The 11,694-nt window shown below is 69.3% G+C and carries 12 protein-coding genes and 1 pseudogene; 6 read left to right on the top strand and 7 right to left on the bottom strand.

All coding sequences use genetic code 11. From position 1 onward, the window contains the following. Window positions 1-331: 331 nt before the first annotated feature. A complete protein-coding gene (locus ABTZ94_RS14100) occupies window positions 332-1,885 on the bottom strand; it encodes a CHAT domain-containing protein (RefSeq protein WP_351200827.1) in 1,554 nt (517 codons plus the stop codon). A 108-nt stretch (window positions 1,886-1,993) separates the two neighbouring features. Here ABTZ94_RS14100 and ABTZ94_RS14095 point away from each other — a divergent pair. After that, a pseudogene (locus ABTZ94_RS14095) lies at window positions 1,994-2,245 on the top strand (cysteine hydrolase family protein); the annotation flags it as partial. Window positions 2,246-2,680: 435 nt separating this feature from the next. On the opposite strand, the gene ABTZ94_RS14090 reads toward ABTZ94_RS14095, so the two are convergent. Together ABTZ94_RS14090 and ABTZ94_RS14085 are read right to left on the bottom strand one after the other, a co-directional pair. Further along, complete coding sequence (locus ABTZ94_RS14090; protein ID WP_351200823.1) at window positions 2,681-3,121, bottom strand: hypothetical protein; 441 nt, start codon at window positions 3,119-3,121, stop codon at window positions 2,681-2,683. Continuing rightward, the gene (locus tag ABTZ94_RS14085) at window positions 3,115-3,573 is read right to left on the bottom strand and encodes an ATP-binding protein (RefSeq protein ID WP_351200821.1); all 459 of its coding nucleotides are present in this window, start codon (window positions 3,571-3,573) and stop codon (window positions 3,115-3,117) included. Before ABTZ94_RS14085 ends, ABTZ94_RS14090 begins: the two co-directional genes overlap by 7 nt. A gap of 209 nt (window positions 3,574-3,782) precedes the next feature. Between ABTZ94_RS14085 and ABTZ94_RS14080 the strand changes: the two genes are divergently transcribed. The 3 genes from ABTZ94_RS14080 to ABTZ94_RS14070 all read left to right on the top strand — a co-directional run bounded on the left by ABTZ94_RS14080 (window position 3,783) and on the right by ABTZ94_RS14070 (window position 5,783). Next, window positions 3,783-4,643, top strand: coding sequence for a Sco1979 family transcriptional regulator (locus ABTZ94_RS14080; RefSeq protein ID WP_351200819.1), 861 nt, complete (start codon window positions 3,783-3,785; stop codon window positions 4,641-4,643). Beyond that, window positions 4,643-4,879 (top strand): DUF397 domain-containing protein, encoded by a 237-nt coding sequence (locus tag ABTZ94_RS14075; RefSeq protein ID WP_351200817.1) that lies wholly within the window; start codon window positions 4,643-4,645, stop codon window positions 4,877-4,879. The genes ABTZ94_RS14080 and ABTZ94_RS14075 overlap by 1 nt, the downstream gene beginning before the upstream one ends. 94 nt (window positions 4,880-4,973) lie before the next feature. Continuing rightward, entirely contained in the window at window positions 4,974-5,783 is an 810-nt protein-coding gene (locus ABTZ94_RS14070; RefSeq protein WP_351200815.1) for an SAM-dependent methyltransferase, read from the top strand. Between the two features lie 279 nt (window positions 5,784-6,062). Here the strand turns inward: ABTZ94_RS14070 and ABTZ94_RS14065 are convergent, their stop codons facing one another. Continuing rightward, a complete protein-coding gene (locus tag ABTZ94_RS14065) occupies window positions 6,063-6,479 on the bottom strand; it encodes a cupin domain-containing protein (protein WP_351200813.1) in 417 nt (138 codons plus the stop codon). Window positions 6,480-6,532: 53 nt separating this feature from the next. Between ABTZ94_RS14065 and ABTZ94_RS14060 the strand changes: the two genes are divergently transcribed. Both ABTZ94_RS14060 and ABTZ94_RS14055 read left to right on the top strand, forming a co-directional pair. After that, complete coding sequence (locus tag ABTZ94_RS14060) at window positions 6,533-7,498, top strand: GlxA family transcriptional regulator (RefSeq protein WP_351200811.1); 966 nt, start codon at window positions 6,533-6,535, stop codon at window positions 7,496-7,498. A 30-nt stretch (window positions 7,499-7,528) separates the two neighbouring features. Next, window positions 7,529-7,978, top strand: coding sequence for a YchJ family protein (locus ABTZ94_RS14055; protein WP_351200809.1), 450 nt, complete (start codon window positions 7,529-7,531; stop codon window positions 7,976-7,978). 26 nt (window positions 7,979-8,004) lie between these two features. On the opposite strand, the gene ABTZ94_RS14050 is transcribed toward ABTZ94_RS14055, so the two are convergent. The 3 genes from ABTZ94_RS14050 to ABTZ94_RS14040 form a co-directional block, all read right to left on the bottom strand. Beyond that, on the bottom strand, window positions 8,005-10,080 hold the full coding sequence (locus tag ABTZ94_RS14050; RefSeq protein WP_351200807.1) for an MDR family MFS transporter: 2,076 nt from the start codon (window positions 10,078-10,080) through the stop codon (window positions 8,005-8,007). Window positions 10,081-10,138: 58 nt separating this feature from the next. Beyond that, window positions 10,139-10,966: an ATP-grasp domain-containing protein gene (locus ABTZ94_RS14045; protein ID WP_351200805.1), complete on the bottom strand. Its 828-nt coding sequence runs from the start codon at window positions 10,964-10,966 to the stop codon at window positions 10,139-10,141. Window positions 10,967-11,280: 314 nt separating this feature from the next. Next, window positions 11,281-11,544, bottom strand: a complete 264-nt coding sequence (locus ABTZ94_RS14040) for a hypothetical protein (protein WP_351200803.1) — start codon at window positions 11,542-11,544, stop codon at window positions 11,281-11,283. Between the last annotated feature and the right edge of the window lie 150 nt (window positions 11,545-11,694).

The following is an 11,694-nucleotide window of genomic DNA, read 5'->3' as shown; positions in this document are numbered from 1 at the left end:
CGGCCGCGACATCGACCACCGCACCCACAGGACCACCGTCCACATCGAGATCAGCACGTTGCCAAGCCCGTCAGATGGCTAACCGAACGGCATTGCGCCTAAGGGCTGTCCCGCCAGGGATTACGGGACAGCCGTAGTACTTCGTTAGGTCTGAAGTGGTCCGGTGTGCCCTGGTTGGCGTGTGGTGGGTAATTCGCGGTGGCAGGTGGGGCATTCGCCGGTCCAGGCCCGTATCAGGTCCTGGATGATGTCGAGGACCTGGTAGAAGGTCGGGCCGCAGGGAATCCGGCCTCTGGCTCGCCCGTGTCCGCCCTGCCGTTCCGCCGGTTCATCAGCAGGTGATGTTGATGAACCAGCTCATCCTCCTCAGGCGCTGCTGGGTCTCCAGCGTCAGCTGATGGTGAGGGCCGAGGGTGCGCGCGTAGTGCCCGAGGATGTCGACGAGCAGCAGGCCCGCTTCGCGCCGGTGTCCCAGGGTGTGCAGCGCGGCGACCAAGTCGCCGCCGACGGCGAGGGTCTGGAGGTGGTCCGGGCCGACGGCCGCCTGGTAGCCGGTGTACGCACGGTTCAGCAGCTCGTAGCCCTCCTGCTGGTCACCCGCCTTGAACAGCACCGAGCCCAGGAGCGAGGCGGTGTCCAGGGTGTCGGGGTGGCCGGGGCCCAGAACCGCGTCGCGGCCTTCCAGCGTCTGTCCGATGAGGGCCAGCCCTTCGTCCCACTCGTCGCCCATCACCAGTGCCGCCCCGAGATTGTGCGCGTAGGCGAGCGTCTCATGGGCGTCGGTGCCGAGGTGCCGTGCCGCGCGTTCGTACGCTTCACGGTGCATGGCTTCGGCCTCGGGGAGAAGCCGCCGCTGGTAGAGCGTGTGTCCCAGCGTGTCGTACAGGGAGATCGTCATGGGGTGTCCGGGGCCGAGAAAGCGTTCGTAGTCGGCGAGGAGGTCCCGCATCACCGACTCCGCCGGCTCGTACAGCCCGAGGTCGAACAACTGCTGGGCGAGCTCCTGCCGTTCGACGGTCTCCGGGGGCAGATCCAGGGCGTCCTCGCCCGACGGACCCCCGTCCGGCGGATCGTCGTCCGATGTGTGCGGGCCCTTCCCTCGGTGCTTTGAGCGCATGGTCGGTGTTCCTCCCTCGCGGTGGTGGATCAGATGCCCGAATGCACGAACGGCGCCCAGACACGGGGGCGGATGGCCCGCCTTCCGCAGTTTCCGGACCGCCCCGTACAGCGCCTGTGCCGCCCCGTCGGTGTTCAGGGTTCCGTCGGAGGCGAGCGCGTCGTAGACGTCCGCGGTCACCTCCGCGGCCGTGATGGCGCCGACCGACCACAGCGTGCCGACCACCTGCCGCCACCCGGTGTACTGGAAAGCGCTGGTGACGGCCATGGCCTCGTCGGGAACCCCTGCTCCGCCGAGGGCGGTCTGGCATGCGGAGAGGAAGACGAACTCGCCGTGGGCGTACCGGTCGGACTTCAGGTCGGCGACGGTCAGCACCGCGTCGTGCAGCACCACACCTCCCTGCGAGGGCCGTGTCAGGTCCTGGCCGCCGTGGCAGCTCAGGTGCGCCCAGCGGTGTGTGCGCAGCCCGTCCCGTACGGCCCGGCGGGTCGCGCGCTCGCCCCGGAGCACCGTCGAGGCGGGGACCGCCGCGCTCAGCACGGCCAGTTCGTCCTCGACCTGGGGCAGCGGACGGTGGCCGGGAGTCGATGGCAGACCCACCACCAGCATCCGGTTTCCCGGCGCGGGGGGACGTACGGCGGCGCAACTGCCCAGCAGGGCGCGCAGGGTAGGTGTGTACGAGGGGGTCACCCGGTCCTGGACGCACGTGCTGGCCGGTGCCGCGGGGCCGGCGCCGCGGTCCGGGAGCCCGGCGGCGTGGAGCGGCAGCAGGGCCAGCAGGCCGGTGGGGCACCACCACAGACGGGGGCGGGGCGCGCCTGGGGCGGGCCGGTCATACCCAGCTCCCTCAGCGAGGGTTCCGCGATGTCCCGCCCGGGCAGTGACCTCGACGTAGTGCTCAGGGCACGTGGTATCGACAGCCTCGTGCTCACCGGCATCGCCACCAGCGCTGCGGTCCTGTACACCCTGTGTCAGGCGAACGACCTGGACTTCGGCCTCACCGTCCTCGCCGACGCCTGCCTGGACACCGATCCCGAGGTGCACCGGGTCCTCACCGAACGGCTGTTCCCACAGTGGGCGGAGGTCGTCCCCGTCGACAGCTGGCTCGATGGCATCGCACCCCAATAGCGGCAGACAGGGCGGACAACACCATCTCTGTCCGTCCGGCAGCCTGGGAAGGAGCTGGGCGTGCGCGGTCGATCGCGCATGCCCGGTCAGCCGTATACCTGCCAGGTCACTGACCGGCCGCGACCTCGGCGAGAGACCGGTCAAACGAATCGTGAGCGGGCCGGCGAGGTCCGCAACCGCCTCGAGTGTGGCAGCCACAGTGGACGGCCTCCGGCCTCCCACCGGTAGACCGAGCGGAATGGACTTCAACTGGCTTTCCCGCAGCTGCTGGTTACGGTGAAATGCGGACGCCGGGCGCAGCCCGGTGCGCGCTGCCCGTCATGCAATGGCCCCGCCGGCAACGCAACGTGTCGGCGGGTGAAGCAGCAGGTCAGCCGTCGACCTGCCCAGCGAGCCCGCCGGATGCGGCGTCAGCAGCTCGGCGGCCGGACCGCGTCAGGAAGCGGAGACAGTGCGTGCGCCGCCGGACGGCGCCCACGACGGCGTCACACCCGTGAGCTGGCACACCATCAGGAAGAGCGGGATGGGCGGGGTGTACGGCGTGCGGTTCTCGGGCTGGTGAATCAGCCGGGGCTGCACGGCCGGAACGCGGGCCCCTTTCGCATAGGCGGCCTGCGCGGGCCAGTCCAGATCGAGGTCGGAGCCCGCAGGCACGATCCACCACCAGCGGTCGGCATCCGCGAAGACGCAACCGGTGCGTGGCAGATGAGACATCAGCCGGAGGCCGTACCGGGACGGAACCCCCACCGCGTCGCAGCCCAGGCTCGCCGACAGCGCGGGCGGCAGCGGCAACTGCACCGTGCCCGTGCCGACGGCGCGCCGGGGCTCACGGGAGCGGCGCGCTCCGAGCAGATGGGACATTGCGTTCTTCAACATGACCGCTCCGAGCCGTGCGGCAGTTCCGCCCAGACGATGCGGCCCGAGCCGTTGCCCGCGTCGCGGGAACCCCAGGAGCTGCTCATCGCGTCGACGAGCAGCAGGCCGCGTCCGTGCTCGTCATCGGCGGTGCGGCACAGCTGCGGCCCGCCGGGCTGGTGTCCTTGGTCTTGTACGGCTATCCGCAGCCGTCTGTCGAGGCAGTGCAGTTCGCAGACGACGCGAGCGCTCTCGGTGTGCACCACCGCGTTGGTGACCAGTTCCGAGACGATCAGGATCGCCGCCTCGTGCGTGTCCTCGTCCAGCTGCCATTCGTCGAGCCGAGCCCTCGTCAGTCGCCGTGCACCGGCCACCGACTCGGGGTGCGCAGGCAGCGCGAAGCAGTACCGGAGCGCCTCCGTCCCGGGGCTGAGATCCATGAGCCGGGGGATAAGCGCACTGCCAGGTGCCACAACCGATTCCTCACAGTGGGGGCTGCGTCACACTCCGCGATCCCATGCAAATGGGGGGGCGGCCGTGACTACGTGAACTGGTTCACTCACCAACTCTCCCCCTGTCGAGATCACTTGGCAAGAGGCACTCTGAAAAATTCAGAGTGGCAGTGTCCCGGATGGCCCGCGCATGGCACACTGCTGGCAAACAGCGCATCGGGAGGTCTGAAGTGAGCGAACCGCGGTCCGCCCCGACCGTGGGTCAGGTCGTTCTCGGCAAGCGCCTGCAGGATCTGCGGGAGCGTGTCGGCCTGAGCCGCGACCAGGCTGCCAAGGTGCTGCGGGTCGCACCTGCGACGATACGCAGGATGGAGACCGCCGAGGTCGCTCTCAAAATCCCGTATGTCCAGGTGCTGCTGAAGGCGTACGGGATCGCCGACGACGAGACCGACGCCTTCGTGGAGCTCGCCGAAGAGGCCAATAAACCCGGCTGGTGGCAGCGCTTCCACGATGTGCTGCCCGACTGGTTCAGCATGTACGTCAGCCTGGAGGGCGCCGCGAGTCTCCTGCGCATGTACGAGCCGCACTTCGTCCCCGGACTGCTGCAGACCGAGGACTACGCGCGCTCGGTGATGCGCACCGGAGCCGTCGGCCAGACCAGGCCCGAGGACATCGAGCGCCATGTGGCGCTGCGGATGGAGCGTCAGTCCCTGCTGACCAGACCGGACTCCCCGAAGCTGTGGGTGGTGATGGACGAGACGGTGCTGCGCCGTCCCGTCGGCGGCGCCGACGCCATGCGCGGGCAGATCGACCGGCTGCTCGAAGCGACCGAGATGCCCCATGTGACGCTGCAGATCGCGGAATATTCGACCGGTCACCATCCGGGCACCTACGGCCCCTTCGTCCTCTTCCGCTTCGGCGTCCCCGAACTCCCCGACATGGTTTACAGCGAGTACCTGACCGGAGCCGTCTACTTCGACGCGCGCCCCGAGGTGGCTTCCTACCTCGAAGTCATGGACCGCATGGCGGCTCAGGCCGCAACTGCACAACGCACGAAGGAAATCCTCTGGGACTTCCGCAAGGAGCTGTGATGGAACCCATATACAACGGCATGCCGGCTGCCAAACTCGGCTCCGAGGGCTGGTACAAGCCGTGGAGCGGTGGGAACGGAGGCAATTGCGTCGAAGCCATGAAGCTGTCCGACGGCAGAGTCGCCGTGCGCCAGTCCGCCGATCCCGATGGCCCCGCCCTGATCTACTCCCACCGTGAGATCGCCGCCTTCATCCAGGGGGCCAAGTCCGGCCAGGCAGACTTCCTTCTCACCTGAATCCGCGACCTTCTCACCCGAATCCGCAGTGCCGGAGCACGCCCCCGCCCCACACTCTTATTGTTCGTCGACGTCTGGACCCATGGAGCGCGCTATGACCGGGCACGAGCCCCGAGCCATCGAGATCGACACCAGCAAGCCGCATCCCGCCCGGATGTACGACTGGTTCCTCGGCGGCAAGGACAACTATCCGGTCGACGAACAGATGGCCCGGCAGTTGCTGGCCCTCGACGCCAGAGGGCGCGACATGGCCAGGGTCAACCGGGCCTTCATGCACCGGGCCACCCGGTGGCTGGCCGAGAACGGCATCCGCCAGTTCCTCGACATCGGCACCGGCATCCCCACCGAGCCGAACCTCCACCAGATCGCCCAGCGGACCGTCCCGGACGCGCGCATCGTCTACTGCGACAACGACCCGATCGTCCTCGCGCACGCGGCGGCCCTGCTGCGCTCCACCCCGCAGGGCGCCACCGAGTACATCCAGGCCGACGCACGCAAGCCGGAAGTCATTCTGGAGCAGGCCGGCAAGGTCCTCGACTTCGACAAGCCGATCGCGCTGTCGCTGCTGGCCCTGCTGCACTTCCTGGACGATGAGGACGGCGCGGCCGAACTCGTCGACCGCCTGGTCGAGCGGCTCCCCTCCGGCAGCTACCTGGTGCTCTCGCACACCACCGGGGACTTCGACCCGGAGAGTGCGGCGAAGGCGTCCGCCCTGTACAAGGCCCGCGGGATGACGCTGCGCCTGCGTTCCCATGCCGAATTCACCACGTTCTTCGACGGACTCGAACCCGTCGAGCCGGGTGTCACGCTCTCCGCGGACTGGCACCCGGAACTCGGCGAGCCCGTGGACGTAGCCGGCGACGAGCCGATCCCGGGCTACGCGGGCGTGGCCCGCAAGGTCTGATCGCCCGGCCACGCCCCGTCACTGACGGCTGACCGGGCGGGTGATGCCGACGGCGACCGTCGTGGCGAGCACCCACCCGGACACGATTGCTCCGCCCCCGGTCCGCCCCGGTCTCCGGGTCGCCCTCGGCTGCCACGCCGGTACGGAAGCCGACGGGAACGCCGCGCGGGAAGGCGTCCCATACGCGGCGTTCGGCGGAGGACGGCTCGTTGATCTCCATCGCAGGGGCTCTGACCCGAGGCCCGTCACAGTGTCAACTTCGTTGGTTCAACGGTGCTTTCAGTTCCCCAGCGCGTGGCCGGTCGTCACATCCACGTGCTCGGGGACCTCGTCGTGCCGGTCGCCCACCGACGGCGTACCGGACGGCTCGAAGAACAGCACCGAGGCACCGTCGACGGCCGACGGCTTGTGCCACGTCCCGCGCGGCACGACGAACACGGCGCCGGTGTGAAGGGTGACCGTACGCTCCCCGTCCGTCTCGCGCAGCCGGATGTCCAGCGCACCGTCGAGCACCAGGAAGAACTCGTCGGTGTACTCGTGGACGTGCCAGACATGCTCGCCGCGGACCTTCGAGATCCGCACGTCGTAGTCGTTGACGCGGGTCACGATCCGTGGGCTCCACAGTGCCTCGAACGTCTTCAGCGCATCGCTCAGCAGGATCGGGTCGGGCGCGGTCTTCGTCGTGTCATCGCTCATGATCCCCATGCTCGGCCTTGGCTCCCACCCTCGGTGAGTGCTAGGAATCGCATATGGCGCAAGAATCCTCGCACCGTGTCGCAATGATCGTCTCCGTCGGCTCCAACCCCTTCGAAATGGGCGTGGCCACCGAACTCTTCGGGCTGCGCCGGCCCGAGCTGCCCGTGCCCTGGTACACGTTCGGGCTCTGCGCCGGGGCCTCGACCGTGCGCATGCACCAAGGGTTCTTCGAGCTCTCCGGGGTCGCCGGACTGGACGCCGTCGACCGGGCCGACACCGTCATCGTGCCGAACCGCCCCGACCCGGAGGCCGAACCCGATCCGGCCGTCCTCGACGCGATCAGGCGCGCGGACGCCCGGGGAGCGAGGCTGGTCAGCTTCTGTACGGGTACGTTCACGCTGGCCGCCGCCGGTGTGCTGGACGGGCGACGGGTCACCACCCACTGGCGCTGGGCCGACGCCTTCACCGCCCGCCATCCGCGGGTGCACCTCGACCCCGATGTGCTGTTCGTCGCAGACGGCCGGGTGGTCACCGCCGCCGGCAGCGCCGCGGCCCTGGACGCCGGGCTCCACATCATCCGCTCCGACCACGGCGCGGAGATCGCGGCCGCCGTGAGCCGCCGCCTCGTCTTCGCGGCCCACCGCGACGGCGGCCAGCGCCAGTTCGTCGAGCACCCCCTGCCTGACGTCGCCGACACCTCGCTCGGCCCGCTCCTCACGTGGGCCGAGGAACGACTCGGCACGGATCTCACCGTGACGGGCCTCGCCGGCCGCGCCGCAGTCAGCCCGGCCACCCTGCACCGCCGCTTCCGCGCCCAGCTCGGCACGACCCCGCTCGGCTGGCTGACCGAACGCCGGATCACCCTCGCCTGCCGGCTGATGGAACGCGGCGAGGAACGCCTCGACGTGGTCGCCCGCGCCAGCGGACTGGGTACGGCGACGAATCTGCGGACCCAGCTCCGCCGCCGCACCGGATTGACCCCCAGCCAGTACCGGCGCCGCTTCACCCCGCCCGGCTGAGCCGCCCGGACCGCGGGTGACAATGGACGCATGTCACGACGCACCACACGACCGAAGCGGCCCGCCACCGCAGGAGCGCGGCCTTCCGCGATCACCGCGCAGTCGCCGTGCCCGTGCGGCCTGCCCGCCGCCTACGCGGACTGCTGTGGCCGGCTGCACGCCGGGACCGTCGCCGCGCCGACCTGCGAGGCGTTGATGCGCTCCAGGTATGCCGCATTCGTCGTCCGGGACGAGACGTATCTGCTCCGCACCTGGCACCCCGACACCCGGCCGCCGGCCGTCGACTTCGATCCCGGGATGCGCTGGGTGCGGCTGGAGATCCTGGACACGACGGACGGCAGCGCGTTCCACACCACGGGTACGGTCACCTTCCGCGCGCACTACACGGACGACGGACGGCCGGACTCGCTCCACGAGAAGAGCCGCTTCGTCCGGTACGAGGGCGCCTGGGTGTACTCGACCGCGGTCTTCGCCGACTGACCCGGTCGCGCGGTGACCGGGCCCGTTCAGATGGCGGCCGCCGGCCGCGACCTCTGCGGCGAGAGTGCCTGCGTCAGGTCCTCCGTCAGCAACCGCTTGGCGATCACATCCACCGCCGCGCGCAGCTGCCGGTCGTCCGGGCGTGTCCCGTGCTCGTCCAGACGCTCATTGAGCCACCGCGCCCACGCGTCGTTGATCGCCGCGGCCTCCCGGCTCCCGGCGGTCGTATGCGTGAACAGATGACCGTCGCCGGTGAGATAGCCCTCCTCGATCATCCGGTCGAAGACCGGCACCAGTACCTCCGGCGGAACCCGGTGCCGGGCCGCGATCAGTTTCAGACCCGCATGGCCGACCATCCGGGTGAACAGCTCGACCTGCATCACCGCCCAGGCCCCCGCCATGTCCAGCCGGGTGTCCGATTCCGCGACGATCCGCCGGGCCGTGTCCGGACCCGCTCCGCGCAGGATCTTGGCCACGGTGAATGCCAGGACCTTGGCCGAGTCGCCGTCACTGGGCTGGGCGAAGCCCTCGCCCATGTCCGTCGAGCCGACCCGTGCCGTGTCCCGCAGCTTCATCTGCTTCAGGAAGAGCGCCACGACGAACCCCAGGACCGCGACCGGCACCGTCCACAGGAACACGGTGTGCAGCGTGTCGGCGTACGCCTGGGCCAGTGGTGCGGACTGCGCGGCGGGCAGACTGTGCAGCCCCTGCGGGCTCTGCGCGGCCTTCGTCAGCACCGCGGGGTCCCCGCCCGCCCGTGCCGCCGCGGCGACGCCGTCGGTCAGATTCGGCTTCAGCGCATTGGCGTAGATCGTGCCGAACACCGCCGCGCCGAAGGAGCTGCCGAGCGTACGGAAGAACGTCACGCCCGACGTCGCCGTGCCCAGATCCGAGTAGTCGACCGTGTTCTGTACGGCGATCGTCAGCACCTGCATGGACAGCCCGATGCCGACGCCGAGCACCAGCATGTACAGCGACTCCAGCCACACCCCGCTGTCCGGGCCCATCCGGGAGAGCAGAAACAGCCCGACCGCCATGACGAGTGAGCCCACGATGGGATAGATCCGGTACCGGCCCGTCTTGGAGACCATGTTGCCGCTGAAGATCGAGGCGCCGAGCAGCCCGATGACCATCGGCAGCATCCGTACCCCCGAGATGGTCGCCGAGTCCCCGTCCACGTACTGCAGATACGTCGGCAGGAAGGTCATCGCACCGAGCATCGCGAAGCCCACGATGAAGCTCAGGACCGAGCAGACGGTGAACACGGGATTCCGGAAAAGCCGCATCGGCAGCATCGGTTCCTTCGCCCGGAACTCCACGAGGCAGAAGATCGCCAGCGCGACGGCTCCGCCCGCGAAGAGACCGATGATGACGGGCGACCCCCATGCGTACTCATTGCCGCCCCAGCTCGTCGCAAGGATCAGTGCGCTCGCGCCGACCGTGACCATCGCGATGCCCGGATAGTCGATCACGGGCCGCCCGGCCGCCTTCACCGACGGGATCGTCCGGGCGGCGGCGACGACCACCACGATCGCGATCGGCACATTGACGTAGAACGCCCAGCGCCAGCTCAGATGGTCGGTGAAGAGCCCCCCGAGCAACGGCCCGATCACCGTCGACACCCCGAAGACCGCACCCATCGCACCCTGGTACTTGCCCCGCTCGCGCAACGGGATCACATCGGCGATCAGCGCCATCGAGGTGACCATCAGCCCGCCCGCGCCGATGCCCTGCAGTCCGCGCCAGACGATCAGGAGCGTCATATTGGTCGCGAGACCGCACAGGAACGAACCGGTGATGAAGATGATGGCCGACAGCTGGAAGATGATCTTCCGGCCGAACTGGTCGCCGAATTTACCGGCCAGCACCGTCGCCACCGTCTCGGCGAGCAGATACGCGGTGACCACCCAGGACATATGCGCCGCGCCGCCGAGATCCGAGACGATCGTCGGCAGTGCGGTACCGACGATCGTCTGGTCCAGGGCGGCCAGCAGAATCCCCAGCACGATCGTCGCGAAGACGATGTTCCGGCGGCGCGGATCGAGTACGGGCGGTGCGACGGCACTCTGCGCGGCGGGGGCGGTCTCGCTGGCAGTAGTCACGTCTGCACCCTCACATCGGCCCCCGTCTCCCGCATGTGGGGGACGGCCGGACGTGTCGTCAGGCCATCAGATCCCGCAGGGAAGCCTTCATACGGGTCACGAACGCCTCCCGTACGGGCTCCGCCACCCGGTCCAGCGAAAGATACGGATTGAGGTCCTCCAACTCGACGAGCAGCAGCTCGCCCTCCTGGGTCCGGCAGGCGTCGACCCGCTGGATGCCACGGTCGAGACCGTTCCACTCCACGAAACTCCGGGCGAACTCCAGATCCGCGGTGCTCGGCTCGTACGACTCCAGCACCCACCGCTGCTCCGGATGCGGTGCGTACAGCGCGTACTGGAAGTCGCGGTCGATGAAGTAGAAGGACACCTCGTAACGGAAGTCGATCCGCGGCTGGACGAGCAGCGTGCCGTCGTCGCTCTCCGGCAGCGCCGCCTCCCGTATGAACCGCAGCCCGACCGAGTCCGCGCCCAGCTTGGGCTTGAGCGCATACTCCGCGGCCGCGGGCAGCAACCGCAGATCCGCCGCCCGGTCCACCGTGGGGATCACCGGATATCCGGCCCGGCTGAGATCGACCAGATACTGCTTGCCCGCCATGTCCCCGCGGCCGTGCAGCGGGTTGTAGACGCGCATGCCCAGCTCCCTCGCCCGCGCGCAGAACGCGTCGTACGCCTCCTGGTGGTGCAGCATCGGACCGCTGTTGCGCACGACGACCGCGTCGAAACCGTCGAGTAGCGCGGCCGCGTCCCGGGGGTGGCAGAGCGCGACATCGAACTCCTCGCGCAGCCGCGACGTCAGATAGATGTCCTCGTCGCAGTAGCGGCGACCGCGGGCCTCGTAGGCAAGGTCGGTGACGAAGAGGACGGACGGGCGCGGGCCGGCGGGCATGAAGTTCTCCCCTGGGTTATCTCGGCGGACGGTGGTTCGACGATCTTGACAGTGTTGCCCGCCGGCAACCCCGGAGCGGTCGAACGGTCTGCCCCGCACGAGTCGACCGCGTCGCAATCGCCGCCATTGCCCGACATTCTCCCGCCCGCCGCGGCGGATCCCAATCCGGTCGGTGACCCGGATGCGGCGGATGGGGAAGTCGCAGCGACCACCGACCGGCTGGTCGAACGGCGGGGCGGGGGCGGGCACCCGGTCCGTGGGTGCGGCGTCCGGAGATCGCCCGCGCGAACACCAGCCGCTGGATTGCGGATGGGTCACCAGGAGTCGGCGGGGCGCACCGGCAGTCGGGGGTGGTGGGCGGCGAGGATCTTGTTGGCGCGGGCCAGCTCGGCGAGCGCCTGCTCGCGGTCGGCCTGATCCTCGACGCAGAGCCGTGGGCCACGGAACCTGCGCACCTCGCGCGCGGCGCATTCGGCATCGAACTCCGCCTCCACGATGTGCGCGGGGATGCAGGATCCGATCAACGCGGCGACCCGGTCCGGGATCGGCACGGGGACGAGGAGGTGCGAGGCGGTCATGGGGCCCTCTCGAATGGTTGGCCAGGAGGTGGTTCTCGGTATGGCCGCCAGGTGGGCGGCCGGCTTCTCCATGTGTACGGGACGCACTTCCGGGTTTCTCGTTGAGAACGTCTCCGTGTGGCAACCGTTTGAGAGTGACCGGCTATTTCG

Origin of the sequence: Streptomyces sp. NPDC002785 (assembly GCF_040295565.1) — a bacterium.
Lineage (GTDB): Bacteria > Actinomycetota > Actinomycetes > Streptomycetales > Streptomycetaceae > Streptomyces.
Note: the sequence above shows the minus strand (reverse complement) of the source record. Positions and strands in the feature narration are given on the sequence as shown.